The organism is Steroidobacter sp. (assembly GCF_036402275.1).
Taxonomy (GTDB): Bacteria; Pseudomonadota; Gammaproteobacteria; order Steroidobacterales; family Steroidobacteraceae; genus Steroidobacter.
On the sequence record NZ_DASWTF010000017.1, the window covers coordinates 171,255 to 190,582 of the forward strand.

The following is a 19,328-nucleotide window of genomic DNA, read 5'->3' on the forward strand; positions in this document are numbered from 1 at the left end:
GTACGCCGCCACCAGGAAACAAGGCGGCGACCGCACATGCTTGCGAAGCCTGAACTCAACTCGATCGCAGCACGGGGGAAGACCATTGAATACGGAGCAGTCCGCGGCGAATCCGCCTCTCTATTCCGCAGCCCTGCCGTACCCGGCGTCGGCGCAAGCCTGGTACATGGTGTTCGTGCTGCTGCTGTTCTACATTTTTTCGTTCATCGACCGGCAGATCATTTCGCTGCTGGTCGAGCCCATCAAACGCGACCTGCAAGTCACCGACACGCAGATCGGTCTGCTGCAAGGCTTCGCGTTCGCGTTGTTCTACACGTTCTTCGGTATTCCGATTGGCCGACTCGCAGATCGCATGAACCGCAAGAGCATCGTCGCGGCCGGTGTGATTGCGTGGTCGCTGATGGCAACCTGCTGCGGCCTCGCCAAGAACTGGCTGCAGTTACTCCTCGCACGCGCCGGCGTCGGTGTGGGTGAAGCGGCGCTATCGCCAGCAGCGTACTCGATGATCAGCGACGCGTTCCCGCGAGAGAAACAAGGCCGCGCATTCAGCGTCTATAACATGGGGATCGCGATCGGCGCCGGCGTTGCGATGCTGGTCGGCGGCCTAGTGGTTGCCGCCATTTCAGTCGAAGGCAAAACATTCACGCTACCGCTGCTCGGCGAAGTGCGCGCCTGGCAATTCGTGTTCATCGTGACCGGCGCGCCCGGATTGCTGTTGCCACTCTTGCTGCTCGGAGTGCGTGAGCCGGCGCGTCGCGGCTTCATGAAGATGCAATCCGCCAGCGGCGAGGACTTCGGCCAGAAAGTCCCATTCCGGGAAGTCATGAAGTTCCTGCTGGAGCACGGCAACTTTTACAGTCTGCACTTCATCGCGCTGGCCATGCTCGCCATGGTCGGCTACGCGGTGGGCGGCTGGTTGCCGACAGTGATCGCCAGAACGTATGGCGTGGCTCCTGCGCAGGTCGGCGTGGTCATCGGTTTGTCGACCATCTTCATCAACACCACCGGCATCTTCCTTGCGGGCAAGCTGTGCGATTGGTGGGCCTCGCGGGGTCACACCGACGCACCCATCAAGGTCGCCCTGGTCGTTGCCCTGGCGACGCTGGCCACGAGCTCGCTCACACCGTTCATGCCCTCGTTCGCCATCGCAGTCGTGGCGATCTGCATCGCCGGCCTGCCCTTCCATGGCTATGTCGCCATGGGCCCCATGGCCGTGAATCAAGTGACGCCCAACCAGATGCGAGCGCAGATTTCCTCGGTGTACCTGTTCACGGTGAATCTGATCGGCATGGGCGTGGGTCCGGCGCTGGTGCCGTTCATCAGCGACTACATCCTGCAAGACCCCATGCAGATTCGCTGGGCGCTGCTGATCGTCGTGGTCATGGGCACATCCATCGCAGCCACCTTGCTCTGGCTGGAACGCCCGCTGTTCCGGGAGAAAATCGCGGCAACCGCGAGCTGGCACTGACGCGCCGGAGGGGGCGGGCATGGAATCGCCCGGAACGGGGCGTGCGTGGACTAGAATAGCGCGCATGCACGCCACTCCCCTGCGCCGCCACCCATCGACTCCGGACGACATCGTCACCGGCATCACCGTCGAAGTGGATTCGCTCACGACGGATCTGCTGGTGCTGTACTTCCGCGTCACCGGCAACATCGACCGCCTGCAGCTGCCTGCGCAGGCGGCGAGCAAGTTTCAGGACGAGCTGTGGAAACACACCTGCCTGGAAGCATTCCTCGCGTTCGCCGACAGCGACGTGTACTACGAATTCAACTTCTCGCCATCGAGCCAGTGGGCCGTGTATCGGTTCGACGGCTACCGTGAGGGAATGACGCCGCTGCACCCAGCGCCGCCACCGCGTGTGATCGTGCGACGACGCGAAGGCGAGCTGGACTTCGACGTCGACATCCACCTCGGCGCCATACCGGGACTGACGGCGGACGACATCAAAGATCGCGAGCTGCGCATGGCGGTCTCCGCGGTCATGGAGAGCGATCAAGGACGCAAATCCTATTGGGCGCTGGCGCATCCGCAAGGCAAGCCCGATTTTCATCACCGAGATGGCTTTGCCCTGGTCCTGGACGGGGGCCTGGCTGGAGATCCTGTATGAAGTTCGGTATCGATCGGCTGCTCGCCGAACCGACGTTGCGTCGTGAGTTACAAGGCAAGCGCGTGGCGCTGCTGGCCCATCCCGCATCGGTCACCACGGACCTGACTCATTCGCTGGACGCACTGGCCGCCGCCGGAGTGAAACTCACAGCGGCCTTCGGTCCGCAACACGGTTTGCGCGGCGACAAACAGGACAACATGGTCGAGTCGCCGACCTTCAACGATCCGATCCACGGCATTCCCATCTTCAGCCTTTATGGCGAAGTGCGCCGGCCCACTGATGAAATGATGCAGCCGTTCGATGTGCTGCTGGTGGATCTGCAGGATCTCGGTTGTCGCATCTACACGTTCATCACGACGCTCCGTTACGTGCTGGAGGCCGCGGCCAAGCATGGCAAGTCTGTATGGGTACTGGATCGACCCAATCCCGCTGGCCGCCCAATCGAAGGTCTGCGCTTGCGCGAAGGTTGGGAAAGTTTCGTAGGCGCGGGGCCGTTGCCCATGCGACATGGACTGACGCTCGGCGAGCTCGCGCACTGGTTCGTTCGCACGTTGAAGCTCAATGTCGATTACCGAGTGATCGAGATGCAAGGTTGGCAGCCGGACGCCTCGCCCGGTTACGGCTGGCCGTTGGGCGAGCGAACCTGGGTGAATCCCAGCCCGAACGCGCCGAATCTCTGGATGGCGCGCGCTTATGCCGGCACCGTGATGCTGGAAGGAACGACGCTTTCGGAAGGTCGCGGCACCACCCGGCCGCTCGAGCTGTTCGGCGCTCCCGACATCGACGCCAACAAAGTGCTCGCCGAAATGCGCTCGCTCGCGCCGCAATGGTTGCAAGGCTGTCGCCTGCGTCCGTGCTGGTTCGAGCCGACGTTTCATAAACATGTCGGGAAACTTTGCTCAGGATTGCAGATCCACGTCGAAGATCCGAGCTACGACCACGAGGCGTTCCGCCCCTGGCGATTGCAAACATTGGCGTTCAAGGCGCTACGACGTTTGCAGCCCGACTATCCGCTGTGGCGCGACTTTCACTATGAATATGAGAAAGACCGGCTCGCCATCGACATCATCAACGGCAGCCCGCTGCTGCGCGAATGGATCGACGATGCGCAGTCAACGCCCGCTGATCTGGATTCAATGACGGCGCCGGACGAGAAGTCGTGGCGCGAGGAACGCGAAGCTTTCTTGATATATCGCTGACACGTTTCGGAACAGGGTGCTGCTGTAGGGCGTTGCTGGGGCGGGACTAATCCATACCGGGCCCAGCCCTGGGTCCATCCCGCCACCAACGAGGAGCATCCTCATGGCAACACGTAAGTACAGCAAGAAAGCGTCCAAGAAAGTCGAAAAGACCATGCGTGAGCGCAAGCGCGGCACGCTGCGCAGTGGCCGGTCGGGCAAGAAGGTGAAGAGCCGAAAGCAGGCTATCGCCATCGGCCTGTCCGAAGCGCGGCGCTCCGGTGCGAAGGTGCCGAAGAAGAAAACGGGCCGCAAGACCGGCGGCCGCAAGAAAAAGAGCGCCAAGAAGAAATAAGCGTCAGCGCGTGCGCGGCTCCGCTCAGGATCTGGAGCTGCGCACGAGCAGCAGAGCGCTCAGCGCCACCAACGCCAGCGCGCTCAAGGCCAGAGAGGAATGAATTCCGATCGCCGCCCCCATCAATCCCACCGTCACGCCACTGAAGGTCCGCAGTCCCAGGGCCATCATCGAAAAGACGCCCAGCACCCGGCCCCGAATGTCGGCCGGCGCATTCAGCTGCACCAGCGTCTGGGCCATCGAGTTGAACGATAGATCCATGAAGCCGGCGATGAACAGCAACAGCACCGCCAGCGAATAGAACGACGACATGGCGAAACCCGCCAGCGCGCCACACCACAGGATCGCCAGGATCATGGCAGTGCGCGGATTCGGCTGCAGCCAGCCGCGACTTTCCAGGATGAAGCCCGCGGTCAACGCTCCGACAGCGTCGGCGCCCAACAACACGCTGTATGAAAGATCTGCATCGACATGACCGAGCGAGCGTGCGAAGTCCGGCATCTGCGGCAGATAAGCATTGCCGATGAAGAACGATGCGCCACCGGACAGCAGGATCATCGCCAGCAATACCGGATGAGAAGAAATTCGCCGTAAGGTCGACGTCACGTCGCTAACCGAGAGCAACGCACGACGTGGCGGCCCCTGCCCTGCAGTAACCCGCGAGTACGGCGCTTTCCACAACCAGACGATGGTGGGCACGTAGATCAGCGCATTCAAAAGAATGCCGTGCGACGGGCCGAAGATCATCAGCAGCAAGCCGCCAATCGCGGGCCCGCCGAGCATACCCAGCTGTCGCGCGGTCGCATTCAATCGCACGGCGCTCTGTAACTGCTCCGGCGGCACAACGTGATGCAACAGCACTTGTGAGCTCGGCGTCCACAGCACGCCAGCGATGCCGTGCAGGGTCAGCAGCAGCATCGCGTGCCACATTTCCAACGTATCGGTCAGGAACAGCGCGCCCCACGCGACGGACACGCCCATGAAAATCACCATGCCGATTTGAATCAGACGTCGCGGATCGAAATGATCGGCCAGCGCGCCCACCGGCAGGGACAATAAGAGAAACGGCAGCCAGTGCGACACCACCGCAAACGCGCCCAGCGCGTTCGACTGAAACTTCTGGAACATGATCCAGTAGCTGATGACGTGCTCGATGCTGTCCGCCATCATCGCGCCGGCGAAGGCGAAGAAAAACCCGCGATAGCCCGGGTGCCTCAGGGCCGCAAAGGATCGGCGCGGCGGCGCGGTGGCCGTGTCGTTATTCATTGGCGGGGGCGGCCGAATCGGCGCTGGGTTTAGCTCGCAGCGGCAGCTCGGGAACGAACAGCACCACGAGCAGCGCCAGCCCGACGATCCACAGCGCTCGTTCGAGCATGTGAGCAATGGACGTGGCGAACGCCACTTTGATGCCGCGATGAACGTCCTCGACGACTTTCGTGACATACGGCGCCATTCCCGCCTTCACCAGCTGCAACACCTGCTCGGAACGCTTGGCGACGATCGCATTCTCGGTCGCGAGCAGGCTGTCGCGGAACAACTTGGCTACACCGGCAATGACCTCGGGTTCGTTCCAAGCCCGCGAGGGAATATTAGCGAGCTGGTGTTTCATGGACGGCGACAGATTCGGATCCTGCAGCAGCCGATCGCGCCCATCCTGCCCATCCTTCAACTCGGCCACCAGCGCATCGGTACGCTCTTCCAATTCATCATGGGCGTGCGCGCGAATGCCGCCATCGCGCAACGGCGCCTTGATGCTCTCCGGCAGCCGTGAATCTGCGAGGATGTCAGCCACGGCTTTGGGATCTTCGCGATAGGCGCGCTCGATGACCTGATATCGCTCGTCGAACGCGCGCTGCACGCGCGCCCGGATCTCCCCGACGTTCATGGCCTGACTTTGCGCATGCGCAAGATCCAGCTGCGAAATGTTGTTCCCTGGCAGCTGAGGCACATGCTTGGGCAGCTCTGACGTGAGCGCATGCGTAAGAAACGTTCCGAAAATGGCCACGCCGACGGTCGAGCCCATCTGCCGGCTGAACTGGCTCATGCTGGTGGCCACGCCGACCTGGTGGACCGGCGCGGCGTTCTGAATCACCAGGCTGAACAAGGTCTGCGCCGGCCCCAGGCCCAGGCCGGTCAGCACCAGCCGCCAGGTGAGATCGGTCTGCGTGGTGTCGGCCGTGATTCCGGTCAGCGATATGACGCCGGCAAACAGGACGATGCCGCCCGTCACCATCAACAGTTTGTATTTGCCGGTGCGGTGGACGATGCGGCCGGAGCCGATGCTGCTGACGATCAGCGCGATCATCAGCGGCAGCAGGGCAACACCGCTCTGCATGGCCGACACGCCTTGCACCACTTGCATGTAAAGCGGCATGAACATCACGACACCGAGAAACGCCATGCTCATCACAAACGAGCCCAGTGTCGCGGTACGAAAGGTCGGAATGCTGAAGAGACGAAGCGGCAGTATCGGCTCGCGAGCGCGCGTCTCGACCCAAAGGAAGATTGCCAGCGAGACCACAGAAAGGGCGAACAGCCCGATGATGCGAGGCGAATCCCACGCGTGATGCGTGCCGCCCAGCGTAAGCCCGAGCAGAGCCGACGCGGCCGTCAACACGATCAGCACCGCGCCCAGATAATCGATTTCGCCACCGCCACCCTTTCGCAGCGTGGGCATGCGATAGATGATCATGAACAGCGCCAGCGCGCCGAGCGGCAAGTTCACATAGAACACCCAGCGCCAGCCCGCGATCTCATAACCGGCCAACGTGACGGTGCCATGGTCGGTGAAGAAACCGCCGATGAACGGCCCCACCACCGTGGCCAGACCGAACACCGAGCCGAACACGCCGAACAATCTGCCGCGTTCACGGGGTGGATACAGATCGGCCATCACGGCGAACGACACTGTCATCAACGCGCCGGCGCCCAGGCCTTGCAGAGCCCGGAACACCACCAACTGCATCATGCCCTCACCCAGCACGGGCAAACGGCCGAACTCGCCGCTCAAGCCGCACAGGGCCGAGCCGGCCAGAAACATCAGCACGCCGACGATCAGAATGGGCTTGCGCCCGTACTGATCGCTCAACTTGCCATAAAGCGGAACCGACACCGTCGAGGTCAGCAGGTACGCCGTGGTCACCCAGGCATACATGGAGAGACCCTGCAGCTCCTCGATGATTCGAGGCATGGCCGTGGCCACGATGGTCTGGTCGAGCGCGCTGAGCAGCACGACAACCGCCAGCGCCGCCAGCGTCAGGCGCCTTTCGGCGGACGAGATTTGCAAGTCGCTCAAGTGAGGATTTTACGGTCGCAAAAAACGCCGCAGAGCTTAAACCGTCCGCCGTCGCCTCGCATCACTACGTTCAGTCCGTCGTGATTTGGCCTCGGCTGGTCGCAATGCGCACAACCGACACGGGGGACTGAGGTCCAATCCGCGTAATAGTCGAAAGGGCCTCGGCCGCTTTCGACCGAAAAACCATTCTGGCCAATTCACGGAGCCGAGCGATGCGTGTCATTGCCGCCGCCATCCGCAACCCCATCGCCGTCTGCGTGACGGTCCTGCTCGTCTGTCTGTTCGGCGCGCTCAGCCTGCTCGAGCTGCCGCTGCAGCTATTTCCCGATATCGAACGCCCGACCATCGGCATCTTCAGCAACTGGCGCGGGGCCTCGCCGGAGGAAGCCGAGGCCGAGCTGCTGGAGCCGCAGGAACGCGTGCTGCAAGGACTGCAGGGTCTGGAGGAAATTACCGGTAACGCCAACAGCGGCGGCACCGAGGTCATTCTCACTTTCGCCATCGGCACCGACATGAAGGCCGCTCTGGTCGACGTAATTGGTCGGATGAGCCGATTGCCGCCATTGCCGCGCGATGCCGACCGGCCCGTGGTGCAGCTCGGCGCCTTCGGCGACGCCAATCAAAACCTCACATACTTTTTCGTGCAGTTGTTGCCGGGGACGGACGGCCCCATCGACAAGTATCGACGCTTCATCGAAGACGTCGTACGACCCCGCATCGAATCCGTTCCCGGCGTCGGCGGCGTGAACATCAACGGAGGCTCGCCCAACGATGTGCGCATCACGGTGGATCTGGCGCGAGCGGCAGCGCTCGGTGTTGGCATTCCGGATATCGCCCGCCTCGCAGCGAGCGCGAACAATGTTTCCGCAGGGCAGCTGGACGTGGGCCGCCGCCAATATGCGCTCCGCTATGCGGGCCGGTACGACCTGGATGAGCTCGGTCAGCTGGTGCTCGCCTGGCGCGATGGCCAGCCCGTGCGTCTGTCGGACGTGGCGGTGGTCGAAACGCGTCCACCCGACCAGCTCAGGTACTCGCATCAGAACGGCAATCCAGCCATCGATCTGCAGATACTGCGAGCGCCCGGCGCGAATGTGCTCAGCACGCTCGCGGAAGTAAAGAAGGTCGTAGCCGAGCTGCGCGAAGGGCCGCTGCGCGAGCGGGGATTGGGAATCGAGCAATCGTTCGACGCGTCCTTATTCATCACTCGCGCCGTGAACCTGCTGACCGAGAATTTGATCGTCGGCGCATTGCTGGCGCTGGTATGCGTGTGGTGGTTCATGCGGAACGCGCGCGCCACCGTCATCATCGCCACCACGATTCCGGTTTGTTTGCTGGCGACGTTCTGCGCCCTGCATCTGGGCGGCCGCAGTATCAATGTCATTTCACTGGCGGGTCTGGCGTTTGCCGTCGGCATGGTGGTCGAAGGCGCGATCGTCGTCTGCGGCAATATCATTCGATTGCGAGAGACCGGCATGCCTCTCGATCAGGCCGCCCACGATGGCACGCGACAGGTGGTGCCCGCGCTGTTCGCTTCGACGACTACGACGATCGCGGTGTTCCTGCCGGTGCTGTTCCTAGAAGACGTCGAAGGGCAGATCTTCGCCGACCTCGCGCTGACCATTTCCATCGCCGTCGCGTTTTCTATTTTAGTCGCCATCACCGTCGTGCCGGCCGCGGCGGGACGATGGCTCGGCGGCCCGGCGCAGAAATCGGGCTATGGCGAAGGTTGGCCGGGGCTCACGGACAAAGTCATTGCATGGACCAAGACCCGACCTCAACAAGTGGCGTGGGTGCTCGCGCTGCTGGTGCTGCCGCTGGCCATGTCTTGGGTATTTATGCCCAAGCTGGACTATCTGCCGCCCGTGAAGCGCGCGGCGATCGATGCGTTCTTCAGCTTCCCTCCGGGCATGAGCCCCACGACGGTGGACCGCGAGATCGTCACCAAGCTGCAGGAGCGAATGCAGCCTTACATGAGCGGCGAGAAAGAGCCGCGCCTCAAGAACTATTACATCCTGCTATGGCCAGGTGGCGGCACGCTGGGCGCGCGTGTCATCGATGATGAACGCATCGGCGAACTGGAGCGCATCGTTCGCGACGAGGTCGTCGCCGGGATTCCGGACACGCGCGTGTTCGTGAATGAAGGCGAATTGTTTGGCGGCATCGGCGGCTCGGCCCGCTCTGTCGCGATTCATCTGCAAACCTCCGACACTGCCTCGCTGAACGCGGCGGGCGCGGCGGGGCGACGGCTGCTGGAGCAGACATTCCCTGGAGCGAACGTGCAGTCGCTCCCGAACACCGACGTGCAGGTTCTGGAACTGCGCGCCGAGCCCAATGACCGTCGCATTGCCGAGGTCGGTTGGGACCGCGCCGCGCTTGGCACGATCGTTCGCTCGCTCGGCGATGGCGCGTGGCTTGGCGAATATTTCGATGGCCAGGCGCGCTTGCCGGTGATGTTACGAACCAATCTCGGCGAGACGCCCGAGGACCTCGCGCAAGCGCCGTTGATCACCCCATCCGGCGAAGTTGTGCCACTCGGCGATCTCGTGACGCTGGAGACGACGCTGGTGCCCGAGCAGATCCGCCGCGTCGATCATCACCGCACCGTGACGCTCACCATCGATCCGCCGCCCTCTTTGTCGCTGGAAGACATGCTGGCGACGATCAACACCGAGATCGTGCCCAAGCTGCGCGCCGACCTGCCGGCGGATGCAAACATTCGCCTCGCCGGCAGCGCCGATCGGCTCGACACCATCATTGCCACCATGAGCGGCAATTTCATGCTGGCGCTGCTCGTGCTGTTCATGCTGATGGCGGCGATGTTTCATTCGCTTCGCGATGCGCTCGTGGTTGTGCTCACGGTGCCGCTGGCGCTGGCAGGCGGTGTGTTAGGAATTCGGCTGCTCGGGGCCGTGGCGTTCCAGCCGATGGACCTGCTCACCATGATCGGCTTCATCATGATGATCGGCATCATCGTGAATCACGCGATCTTGCTGGTGGACCTGACCCGGCATGCGATGAACGATGGGCACAGCCTGGAAGAAGCGCTGCGGATGTCGCTGAATCAGCGCTTGCGCGCGATGGTTGCGAGCACTCTGACGGGCGCTCTTGGAGCATTGCCCATGGTCGTCAATCCCGGCCCGGCCAGCACCATCTATCGCGGCCTTGCCGCCGTGAACGTGGCCGGCGTGATCGTGAGCATGGTGTTCTCGGTGGTGCTGCTGCCGAGCCTCATGCGACTTGTTTACGAACGACGTATGCCTGTTACGGCAACCAACGACGCCGCACTGCTAACGGAGACTGGGCGATGATGCGAGCTACGAAGGGATTGTTACTCATGCTGTTCGCCGCGGCGGCCGGCGCTCAACAATCCAACGAACAATTGCCTGTGGTGATGGTCGAGGTCGCCGAAGCGTCGGTGTCACGCGTGGCGCCACGACGCTGGGTGCCCGGCAGTGTCGTGAGTCGCAATGACGCTCGGCTCGCGACCAGCGCGGCTGGTCGACTTGAGTACGTCGCCGAAGTGGGCACTCGCATTCGTGCTGGCGAGCGTGTCGCGAAACTCGAAGACGAAGCCGTGCGCTTGCAGGTCGAGGACGCGAAGGCCGAGGTCGCACGCATCGAGGCGCAACGGGCGATGTCGGCTCGGCAACTACAGCGGCTCGAGCAACTTGCCAACAACTCCATCTCACAAACACAGCTCGACGAAGTCCGTTCGCAGCTCGCGATGCTGACCGCACAGCTTCAACAGGCCGAAGTCCGTCATCGCTCCGCCAAGCACGACCTGGAGCAAACCGAAGTGCGCGCGCCGTTCTCCGGCGTCGTCACCGAGCGGCTCGCTCAACGAGGCGAGTACGTGGCCACGGGAGCTTCGATTGCCCGGCTCGTCGATACGGTGCACGTCGAAGCCCGCGTGCAAGCGCCCCTCGCGCTGCTCAGCTCCGTGAAGCCGAACATGGAGCTGCCCATCAAGATCGCCAACAAACAAACGCCCGCGGTCGTGCGGACTGTCGTGCCCGTGGGTGAAGAGCGGTCCCGGCAGTTCGAGTTGCGCATGGTGCTTGCGGACAACCAATTCAACGTCGGCTCCGCCCTCGAAGTCGGCCTGCCTGAACGCGACGCCACCGAAGCTCTCGTCGTCCCCCGCGACGCCATCGCCGTTCGCCAGACCGGCAATTACCTGATGCGCATCCGTCGCGACAACACTGCCGAACGCGTCGCCATCACCTCCATTGCCACCGACGGCGACCTCGTCACCATCGACGGCCCCGTCAGCCCCGGCGATATCGTCGTCATCCGCGGCGTCGAACGCCTGCAAGACGGCCAACGCGTCACTGTTCTTACTCGCGATGCTTCGCTAAAGACCAAGCGTCAGCCCGACGCTTGAGTTGCAGCTCTTTCCGGCGGAAGACCCACCCCCTAACCCCCTCCTGTGTCCGGGAGGGGGAATAGAAATTTTTTATTTCGCCTGCGGCGAGCCCAGAACAGACGCGTACGGGTATGCCTGTGGAGGCTGATGAGTGCCGGCGGCGAGCGCCGAAGCGCATGGGCCGACGGCAAGGGCGATGAAAGCCTGCAAGGACGCGGCACAGGGCACCTGCTTTCCATTCCAAATAAGAATGATTATCATCGAGCGGCTTTGATCGCTGGGACCAGCCACGCCCGTTAGGCCCGATTGTGCGGCCGAGCCGCTAGCCATCCCTGGGTTTGGATCACCGGGAGGCGTATGGGGTCGGGCATCGCAATTACAGGTCGGGGCCGCTGAGGGATGGCACCGCTCACTCCTGCTTATCGACTTGCCGTCGCTGCGCGCGTGGTCGCGGCCATTGTCGGTGGCTATGCGCTGGCGGCGCTGGCGACGTTTGCGCTCGCACAGTTCCTGCCGATGACCAAGGCGGAAGCGTCGATGACGGCGACGCTGCTGTCGTTCCTCATTTATGCCTGCGCCGTGATCTGGGTGTTTGCGACGCGCAGGAAAGAAGGATTTCGCCAGTCGATGGCGTGGCTGCACACCTGGTCGGGGCTGGTCGTCGGGTGGATTTTGTTCGCGGTGTTCGTCACGGGGACGCTGAGTTATTTCCGTCCCGAAATCTCACAATGGATGCGTCCCGAGCTGCGCGACATGCAGACGCAGCCGGGGGCTGCCGCGAAAGCGATTGCTACGCTTCAGCAGCGCGCGTCCGATTCGCCGCGATGGTTCATTCGATTGCCGGACGCCCGCGAGCCGGTCGTGCGGGCAACCTGGCGAGATCCGAACGCCGAGGGGCGTCGATTCAAGAACGCAGTGTTCGATCCTGCCACGGGCGAGGAAGTCACAGCGCGCGACACGCGCGGCGGCGATTTCTTTTATCGGTTTCATTTCGAGTTGAGCATGAAGCCCATCTGGGGCCGGTGGGTGGTGGGCTTCTGCGCCATGTTCATGTTCGTCGCCATCATCAGCGGCGTCATCACTCACAAAAAGATCTTCAAAGACTTTTTCACGTTCCGGCCGAAAAAAGGTCAGCGCTCATGGCTCGACGCGCACAACGCTGTCGGCGTGCTGGCGCTGCCTTATCACATCATGATCACGTACAGCGGCCTGGTGACGCTGATGTTCATGTACATGCCCTGGGGCGTGCAGGCGAACTACGGCGACAATCGTGAAGCATTCTTTGACGAAGCTCTGGCGGTGACGGCGGAAACGCCGGCCGCGAATCAACCGGGCACGCTCGCCGATGTCGAACCGATGCTGCTGGCGGCACAACGCCACTGGAAAGGCGCGAACGCGTCGATGATCACGGTGCACAACCCCTCCGACGCCAACTCACGCATCGAGATCCGTCGTGACAACGAGGGCCGTTTGTCACATAGCAACCAGAGCGTCGTATTCGCCGGCGCCACCGGTGAGTTGATCGCGGCCGCAGGTGAACCGGCGCCCGCAACCCAAACTCACGATGTGGTGTACGGCCTGCACATGGCGAACTTCTCGTCGACCGCCCTGCGCTGGCTGTTCGCACTCTGCGGCCTCGGCGGCATTCTCATGGTCGCGAGCGGCCTGGTGTTGTGGTCGGTGAAGCGCGCGCCCGCGCGCGTGAAACTCGGCCGCACTCCATTCGGCCATCGGCTGGTCGAAGTCCTGAACATCGGCGTGATCACCGGCCTGCCCATCGCAATCGCCGCGTTCTTTTATGCCAATCGCCTGCTGCCCGTCGGTCTGGCCGAACGCCCGACGTGGGAAGTGCGCGTCTTCTTCGCGGCGTGGCTATTGAGCTTCCTCATCCCGATCCTCCGGCCGGCTCGGGCCGCCTGGAAGGCGCAATTGCTCGCTGCCGCGACGCTGTTTGCGGCCCTGCCGGTGCTCAATGCCCTGACCACCCAGGCTCACCTGGGCATCACCCTGAGCCAGGGCAACTGGGTCTATGCCGGCTTCGATTTGACAATGCTGGGCCTCGCCGGGCTGCTGGGCCTGGCCGCCAGGTACGCCGCCCGCACCCCGGCTGCCCGACGTAAACCCGCGCGAAATAAGGCCGAAACGCTGGAGGATCTGCCGGCCGAAGCGGAGCGAGCGTAATGTCCTTATTCCCATTCGCGCTCACGTACACCGGGTGGGTGGCGCTATGCTTGGCAATGAGCCGCCATGCCCGCGAGATCTTGCAGCGGGAGCCGTCGCCCCTACAAAGGCACCTCCTGCGCGCCGCCGGCTGGATAGCCCTGACCGTGTCGTTGTTTCTGGCCGCCGCCCGAACGGGCTGGCCGATAGGCACGGTGGAATGGTTCGGCATGCTCACCGCGAGCGCCGTGAGCTTCGTTTTACTGCTGACTTATACCCCCCGGTTGGCCGCCGGCCTGGGACTGGGGCTGCCGGTTTGTGCCGCGATGGTCACTTTCTGGTCAGCGTGATGATGCATTGAGGAGCCAAATGTCGAGTTTCAACACCGAGCGCGTCCTGCGAGTCCGTCACTGGAACGACACGTTGTTCAGCTTCGTGACGACGCGTAATCCGGGGCTGCGTTTCGAGAACGGCCAGTTCGTGATGATGGGCCTGGAAGTGGACGGCCGTCCGCTGACCCGCGCCTACAGCATCGCCAGCGCCAATCACGAAGAGCACCTGGAGTTCTTCAGCATCAAAGTGCAGAACGGCGCGCTCACTTCCCGCCTGCAGCACCTGCTGCCGGGCCACGAGGTGCTGGTCAGCCGCAAGCCCACCGGCTCGCTGCTCATCGACGACCTGAAGCCGGGCAAGCACGTCTACCTGCTGAGCTCGGGCACCGGCCTCGCGCCGTTCATGAGCCTGGTCAAAGATCCCGCGATGTATGAGAAGTTCGAGAAGGTCGTGCTCCTGCACAGCGTGCGCGCGACCAGCGAGCTGGCGTACGAGGAATATCTGACTCACGTGCTGCCCAAGGACGAGCACATCGGCGAGATGGTGGCGAACCAGCTCATCTACTATCCCACCGTGACCCGCGAGCCGTATCGCAATCGCGGCCGCCTCACCGACCTGATCGAAAGCGGCAAGCTGTTCGAGCAGATCGGCCTGCCGCCGCTGAACCCCGAGCACGATCGCGCGATGATCTGCGGCAGCCCGTCCATGCTGAAGGACCTGTCCGCCATCCTCGATGCGCGCGGCTTCGAAATCTCGAAGCACATCGGCGCGCCCGGCGACTACGTCATCGAACGCGCGTTCGTCGAGAAGTAACGCGATCTCACGACACTCTCGATAACAACAGGCCGCCTCTCAGGCGGCCTGTTTTTTTGCGGAACGAATTCAGTCGATCGCCAGGGTGACACTCACGGGGCAATGATCGCTGCCCATCACGTCGCTATGGATCTCGGCTTTTTTCACCAGCTTGCGCAGCTTCTCCGACACCAGCCAGTAATCGATTCTCCATCCCACGTTACGCGCGCGAGCATTCGAGAAATTGCTCCACCACGAATAGTGACCGTTGCCTTCGGTGAACATGCGGAAGCTGTCGACGAAGCCCGCGTCGAGGAAATTCTGGAAGCCCTCGCGCTCCTCGTCCGTGAACCCTTTCTTGCCGCGATTCGGCTTGGGGTTCGCCAGGTCCAGTTCGGTATGCGCCACATTCAAGTCGCCACAGAACAGCACCGGCTTTTTCTTTTCCAACTGCTTCAAGTACGCGAGGAACGCCGGATCCCAATGTTTGTGTCGCAGCGGCAGCCGGCTCAGGTCGTCCTTGGCGTTCGGCGTGTACACCGTGACCACGAAGAACTTGGCGAACTCCGCGGTGATGACACGGCCTTCCTCGGTGCTATCGCGCTTCAGCTCGTCCGCGAACGAGAACTTCTTGGCGAACTCCTTGGGAAAGCCGTTGATCACATCCAGCGGCTCCTGCTTGGAAAAAATCGCGGTGCCCGAATAGCCCTTCTTGACCGCCGAATTCCAATACTCGTGATAGCCCGCGAGATCGATCTCGGCCTGGCCGCGCTCGGCCTTGGTCTCCTGCAGACACAGCACGTCCGGTTTGTGCTTCTTGATGAACTCTTGAAAGGTGCCCTTTTTCACCACGGCACGAATGCCGTTCACGTTCCACGAATAGAACTTCATCGTCACGCTCGTTTGTTTATTTCTTGTCGCCGTGAGTTGCGAAGACCGACGTCTCGCCATCCTTACCTACCAGCAGCACGTCGTAACGATCTACACGCCCCGACGGCACTTCCATGCCCGGCGATCCCGCCGGCATGCCCGGCACCGTCAATCCCTTGGCTTCGGGCTTTTCACGCAGCAGCCGTTTGATGTCGTCGGCCGGCACGTGGCCTTCGACGAAATAGCCGCCCACCTCGGCGGTGTGGCAGGAGCCCATGCCGAACGGCACGCCGACGCGCTCCTTGATGGGCGCGAGGTTCTCCAGGTCATGGACTTGAACGGCGAAACCCGCCGCCTGCAGATGTTTGACCCAGACGCCGCAGCAGCCGCACGTCGGAGTTTTGTTCACGACCACGGTGGGCGTGGCTGCCGCCGAAGCAATATGCGCCACCGCGGGCAAGGCAACGAGCCCAAGCAAGGCCTGGCGTCGATTCATGTCGGTCTCCAAAACCCAAAAAAGCGGTTCCCAAAAACGATGGGGCGGAGCCTGCCACGCAGACTCCGCCCCAATGATGACCGCGACGCGGTGAACTGACCAGTCTTGTCGAACTACGGCGGATGCGCTCGCCGCCCGCCAGCCACTGACATGTTTTGGGACAAGTTTTACTCCTCGCCCTTGTCGTTATCCGCCTCGTTCTGCTTGACCGCCTTGCCGGCCGCCTGCTTTTCCTCTTCACGCGCGCCCGCCAGGATGCCCGGCAGCGCATAGTTGCCCTCGTGACAGGCGTACTCGTACATCAGATCGGGCGTCGCATTCAGCGGCAACTCGCCGGCGAACGGCTGGCTCAACCCGGGATCTTCCACCTTGAACTGATACAGGATCTGGTCCGCCGAAATGCGGGTGAAGCGCTCGGTCACCTTGCGATCGGGACCGAGGCCGCGGAACGTCTGGTGAGGATGGAAGTTCGTGGTCTCCACGACCAGCGTGTCACCTTCCCAGCGGCCGATCGAATCGCCGTACCACTTTTTCACGTTGCTCGGCGCATGCGTGCCGTCGATGCGGACGACGCGGGCGTCGTGAATCATTTCGACCAGGATCATGACCGTGTCCTTGGTCTGCACGATGGAGTACGTGTTGTTGTACATCAGCGGCAGCATCGGCGGACCCGCGCTCGATCCGAACGACGTGAGACAACGTTCGCCCAAGGAGCGAATCTCGGGACCGTCGACCGGGCCAGCGCCCTTACGGAAGGCCGCGACACGCGCGCTCGCTTCCTTGGCGGCTGCCGGTGTCATGGAAGGAATGCGACCGTTCGCGGGCTCGGTGATGATGGAGCTGCGCGGCTGACCGTCGATGCGGATTACCTGCGTGCCGCGATCCACCCAGAAGTTGTTGTAACCGCAATTGGTGCCGGTGAAACCGTAACCGCAATCCTTGGGTAAATCTTCGATGCCGAGTTTCGGATCGGTGGGCTTGGCATTGTCTTCGACGTGCTTGGCGGCATAGCCCTCGATCTTCTGCGCCTCCTCGGCCGTCAGCGTCTTGCGATCGCCGAACTCCGCCGAGCGCTCCAACTGCGTGAGCGTTGCATTGGTCCAGTTGCCCTGCAGATCCGGCTTGCCTTCCGCAGTACGTGGCAACTTCCACCCTGCAGCCTTCTTGGCATTCGCCGCGTGCGACGCCGGCGCGCCGACGACACAAACCATCGCCAGAATACTGCCCATCAGAACTGCAGGCAGGCGAGCTGCAAACAGGCCCCGCGACGATCGATATTTCATACACTTCCCCCACCCGCCACTCATGCAGCGCCCGAGCAGTTTATGGATGAAACGCGGCGAGACAATCGCGCCGGCCCTGCTTTGACTTTTCTTTTTACGGCCGCGGGTCCGAATCCGGTAAACAGCGCATCGGGGGATTTCTATGCCGACACTGTTCATGACCGGACATTCGTTCTGTCGCAATGCCTTCGCGCGCGCCGCGATGGCTCTTGCTCTGGGATTTTTCAACCACCTCGCCGTGGCCGCGGAAGGGCCAGCGCCCGATCCGCGCGCCAATCATCCCGGCCGTGCCGTATATGAAACTTACTGCGCGGCCTGCCACAACATTCCTGGCACGCGCGCTCCCGCACTGTCTTCGCTTCAGCTCATGAGCGAACAGTCGCTGCGTCTCGCGCTCACACAAGGCGTGATGCAACAGCAGGGCTCGCTCGTTCCCAAAGACAAGATGCCGCTGCTGCTCGAGTATCTCGCCGCGGACGATGCCGACACCGACTGGACCGCCGAGATAATGTGCGCGGCCGGCGATCGCAACGTCAACTTGAACGAGCCTGTTTCGCTCAGCATGTTCGGCGTGGATCACAACAACAGCCGGCGCATGAGCGCGAAGCAGGCCGGTCTCAGCAGCAAACAATTGCCCGAGCTGGAACTGGCATGGGCGATTGGGTTCCCGAAAACAACCTCGCTGCGCTCCTCGCCAGTGATCATCGGCTCGACCATGTTCTATGCGCCGGCGCAGAGCGGCAAACTGCTCGCGCTGGATATCGAGAAAGCCTGCGCCAAGTGGGTTTATGACGTCGGGATGCCGGTGCGCAGCTCAGTGTCGTATGGAGATATCGGCTCGCGCAAGGCGCTGATCCTTGCTGACACGCAAGCGCAGGTGCACGTCGTCGACGCCAAGACCGGCGAGCGCATTTGGAAAGCGAATGGCCGTCACGACGCGACAGGCAACATCACTGGCGCGCCAGTCCTCTACAAAGATCGCATCATCGTGCCGGTTTCATCTTCCGGCGTCGGCGCTGGAGCAAATCCGAAACACGAATGCTGTGTCGGCCACGGCGCAGTGGTCGCGCTCGATGCAGCGACGGGCAAGCAGTTGTGGACTGCGCACACGATGGAAGACGCGCAGTACACGGGCAAGACGAGCTCGATTGGCGTGAAATTGCGCGGACCGTCGGGCGCTCCGATCTGGTCGACGCCGTCCGTCGACCCCAAGCGTGGACTGATCTATGCGACGACGGGACAAAATACTTCGCTGCCTGCGACGGCGACCAGCGACGCCGTGCTCGCGATCGATCTCGACAAAGGCGACCTCAAGTGGACGTTCCAGGCGCTGGCCAACGACGTGTGGAATCTGGCGTGCCGCCCCGACCCGGCGCAGTCCGGTCCCAATTGCCCGAGCCCGAAGGACAGCGTGCTGAAAGATTACGACTTCGGCGCTGCCGCCGTGCTCGCACAGACTCGCGATGGTAAGGAGATCGTGCTGGCCGGCCAGAAGTCCGGCGACTTGTGGGCGCTCGATCCGCAACAGAATGGCAAGCTGCTGTGGCGACGGAGCTTCGGCATGGGCACCGCGCTCGGCGGCATTCATTGGGGGCTCGCGATCGATAGCGAATATCGCGTGTTCGCGCCGATCAACGATCCGCACTTTCCTGAGCTCAAGGAGTACGTGCCCGAGCCCGGCATGAATGCCGTCGACCTGAACACCGGCGCAGTACTCTGGCGCAAGTCCGTGACTGCCGATTGCAGCAACGGTCGTAAAGAACGATTCAACTTGTGCGGCGAGAAATATGGACTGTCGGCCGCGCCGCTGGTCGTGGATGAATCCGTGATCGCGGGCGCACTCGACGGGCGGATCTATATCTTCGACGCAGCCAGCGGAGACGTCGTGTGGCAGTACGACACGCTGCGCGATTTTTCGACGGTGAATGGAGTCAAGGGTCAGGGCGGCGGCATCGATTCGCATTCGGTGTTCGCAGGCAGCGGCATGTTGTTCGTGGCTTCCGGTTACGGCGGGTTCCGTCAGCCGCCGGGCAACGTGCTGCTGGCGTTTCGTCCCAAATCCAAAACGCGCTAACGGACTGTTCAGAGG

General features: G+C 62.5%; 15 protein-coding genes. 10 read left to right on the forward strand and 5 right to left on the reverse strand.

The window, feature by feature from the left end:
• Positions 1-85: 85 nt before the first annotated feature.
• The 4 genes from VGD45_RS09550 to VGD45_RS09565 all read left to right on the forward strand — a co-directional run bounded on the left by VGD45_RS09550 (position 86) and on the right by VGD45_RS09565 (position 3,644).
• The gene (locus VGD45_RS09550; protein WP_331155062.1) at positions 86-1,468 is read left to right on the forward strand and encodes an MFS transporter; all 1,383 of its coding nucleotides are present in this window, start codon (positions 86-88) and stop codon (positions 1,466-1,468) included.
• A 64-nt stretch (positions 1,469-1,532) separates the two neighbouring features.
• Complete coding sequence (locus VGD45_RS09555; protein WP_331155063.1) at positions 1,533-2,111, forward strand: DOMON-like domain-containing protein; 579 nt, start codon at positions 1,533-1,535, stop codon at positions 2,109-2,111.
• A complete protein-coding gene (locus VGD45_RS09560; protein ID WP_331155064.1) occupies positions 2,108-3,310 on the forward strand; it encodes a DUF1343 domain-containing protein in 1,203 nt (400 codons plus the stop codon). The genes VGD45_RS09555 and VGD45_RS09560 overlap by 4 nt, the downstream gene beginning before the upstream one ends.
• Before the next feature lie 103 nt (positions 3,311-3,413).
• Positions 3,414-3,644, forward strand: a complete 231-nt coding sequence (locus VGD45_RS09565; protein WP_331155065.1) for a DUF6496 domain-containing protein — start codon at positions 3,414-3,416, stop codon at positions 3,642-3,644.
• A gap of 24 nt (positions 3,645-3,668) precedes the next feature.
• Here the strand turns inward: VGD45_RS09565 and VGD45_RS09570 are convergent, their stop codons facing one another.
• Both VGD45_RS09570 and VGD45_RS09575 read right to left on the reverse strand, forming a co-directional pair.
• Positions 3,669-4,910: an MFS transporter gene (locus VGD45_RS09570; RefSeq protein ID WP_331155066.1), complete on the reverse strand. Its 1,242-nt coding sequence runs from the start codon at positions 4,908-4,910 to the stop codon at positions 3,669-3,671.
• A complete protein-coding gene (locus VGD45_RS09575; RefSeq protein ID WP_331155067.1) occupies positions 4,903-6,939 on the reverse strand; it encodes an MDR family MFS transporter in 2,037 nt (678 codons plus the stop codon). The genes VGD45_RS09570 and VGD45_RS09575 overlap by 8 nt, the downstream gene beginning before the upstream one ends.
• Before the next feature lie 212 nt (positions 6,940-7,151).
• On the opposite strand from VGD45_RS09575, the gene VGD45_RS09580 reads away from it, so the two are divergent.
• The 5 genes from VGD45_RS09580 to VGD45_RS09600 all read left to right on the forward strand — a co-directional run bounded on the left by VGD45_RS09580 (position 7,152) and on the right by VGD45_RS09600 (position 14,611).
• A complete protein-coding gene (locus VGD45_RS09580; protein ID WP_331155068.1) occupies positions 7,152-10,247 on the forward strand; it encodes an efflux RND transporter permease subunit in 3,096 nt (1,031 codons plus the stop codon).
• Complete coding sequence (locus VGD45_RS09585) at positions 10,244-11,323, forward strand: efflux RND transporter periplasmic adaptor subunit (RefSeq protein WP_331155069.1); 1,080 nt, start codon at positions 10,244-10,246, stop codon at positions 11,321-11,323. The genes VGD45_RS09580 and VGD45_RS09585 overlap by 4 nt, the downstream gene beginning before the upstream one ends.
• Before the next feature lie 381 nt (positions 11,324-11,704).
• Positions 11,705-13,486 (forward strand): PepSY-associated TM helix domain-containing protein, encoded by a 1,782-nt coding sequence (locus VGD45_RS09590; RefSeq protein ID WP_331155070.1) that lies wholly within the window; start codon positions 11,705-11,707, stop codon positions 13,484-13,486.
• A complete protein-coding gene (locus tag VGD45_RS09595) occupies positions 13,486-13,815 on the forward strand; it encodes a DUF3325 domain-containing protein (RefSeq protein WP_331155071.1) in 330 nt (109 codons plus the stop codon). Before VGD45_RS09590 ends, VGD45_RS09595 begins: the two co-directional genes overlap by 1 nt.
• 19 nt (positions 13,816-13,834) lie before the next feature.
• Positions 13,835-14,611 (forward strand): ferredoxin--NADP reductase, encoded by a 777-nt coding sequence (locus VGD45_RS09600; RefSeq protein WP_331155072.1) that lies wholly within the window; start codon positions 13,835-13,837, stop codon positions 14,609-14,611.
• A gap of 69 nt (positions 14,612-14,680) precedes the next feature.
• On the opposite strand, the gene VGD45_RS09605 is transcribed toward VGD45_RS09600, so the two are convergent.
• The 3 genes from VGD45_RS09605 to VGD45_RS09615 all read right to left on the reverse strand — a co-directional run bounded on the left by VGD45_RS09605 (position 14,681) and on the right by VGD45_RS09615 (position 17,239).
• Positions 14,681-15,481 carry an exodeoxyribonuclease III gene (locus tag VGD45_RS09605; RefSeq protein WP_331155073.1) on the reverse strand — a complete coding sequence of 267 codons (801 nt, stop codon included), beginning with the start codon at positions 15,479-15,481 and terminating at the stop codon, positions 14,681-14,683.
• A gap of 16 nt (positions 15,482-15,497) precedes the next feature.
• Positions 15,498-15,956, reverse strand: coding sequence for a DUF411 domain-containing protein (locus tag VGD45_RS09610; protein ID WP_331155074.1), 459 nt, complete (start codon positions 15,954-15,956; stop codon positions 15,498-15,500).
• Positions 15,957-16,123: 167 nt separating this feature from the next.
• Positions 16,124-17,239: a hypothetical protein gene (locus tag VGD45_RS09615; RefSeq protein ID WP_331155075.1), complete on the reverse strand. Its 1,116-nt coding sequence runs from the start codon at positions 17,237-17,239 to the stop codon at positions 16,124-16,126.
• A gap of 142 nt (positions 17,240-17,381) precedes the next feature.
• On the opposite strand from VGD45_RS09615, the gene VGD45_RS09620 reads away from it, so the two are divergent.
• Positions 17,382-19,313, forward strand: a complete 1,932-nt coding sequence (locus tag VGD45_RS09620; protein ID WP_331155076.1) for a PQQ-binding-like beta-propeller repeat protein — start codon at positions 17,382-17,384, stop codon at positions 19,311-19,313.
• Positions 19,314-19,328: the final 15 nt, after the last annotated feature.

Bases quoted from the DNA above. Each gene is read 5' to 3' on its own strand.
- VGD45_RS09620 (WP_331155076.1), top strand. From the start codon at position 17,382: ATGCCGACACTGTTCATGACCGGACATTCGTTCTGTCGCAATGCCTTC.
- VGD45_RS09610 (WP_331155074.1), bottom strand. From the start codon at position 15,956: ATGAATCGACGCCAGGCCTTGCTTGGGCTCGTTGCCTTGCCCGCGGTG.
- VGD45_RS09590 (WP_331155070.1), top strand. From the start codon at position 11,705: ATGGCACCGCTCACTCCTGCTTATCGACTTGCCGTCGCTGCGCGCGTG.
- VGD45_RS09580 (WP_331155068.1), top strand. From the start codon at position 7,152: ATGCGTGTCATTGCCGCCGCCATCCGCAACCCCATCGCCGTCTGCGTG.
- VGD45_RS09570 (WP_331155066.1), bottom strand. From the start codon at position 4,910: ATGAATAACGACACGGCCACCGCGCCGCCGCGCCGATCCTTTGCGGCC.
- VGD45_RS09560 (WP_331155064.1), top strand. From the start codon at position 2,108: ATGAAGTTCGGTATCGATCGGCTGCTCGCCGAACCGACGTTGCGTCGT.
- VGD45_RS09565 (WP_331155065.1), top strand. From the start codon at position 3,414: ATGGCAACACGTAAGTACAGCAAGAAAGCGTCCAAGAAAGTCGAAAAG.
- VGD45_RS09600 (WP_331155072.1), top strand. From the start codon at position 13,835: ATGTCGAGTTTCAACACCGAGCGCGTCCTGCGAGTCCGTCACTGGAAC.
- VGD45_RS09605 (WP_331155073.1), bottom strand. From the start codon at position 15,481: ATGAAGTTCTATTCGTGGAACGTGAACGGCATTCGTGCCGTGGTGAAA.
- VGD45_RS09595 (WP_331155071.1), top strand. From the start codon at position 13,486: ATGTCCTTATTCCCATTCGCGCTCACGTACACCGGGTGGGTGGCGCTA.
- VGD45_RS09585 (WP_331155069.1), top strand. From the start codon at position 10,244: ATGATGCGAGCTACGAAGGGATTGTTACTCATGCTGTTCGCCGCGGCG.
- VGD45_RS09615 (WP_331155075.1), bottom strand. From the start codon at position 17,239: ATGAAATATCGATCGTCGCGGGGCCTGTTTGCAGCTCGCCTGCCTGCA.
- VGD45_RS09555 (WP_331155063.1), top strand. From the start codon at position 1,533: ATGCACGCCACTCCCCTGCGCCGCCACCCATCGACTCCGGACGACATC.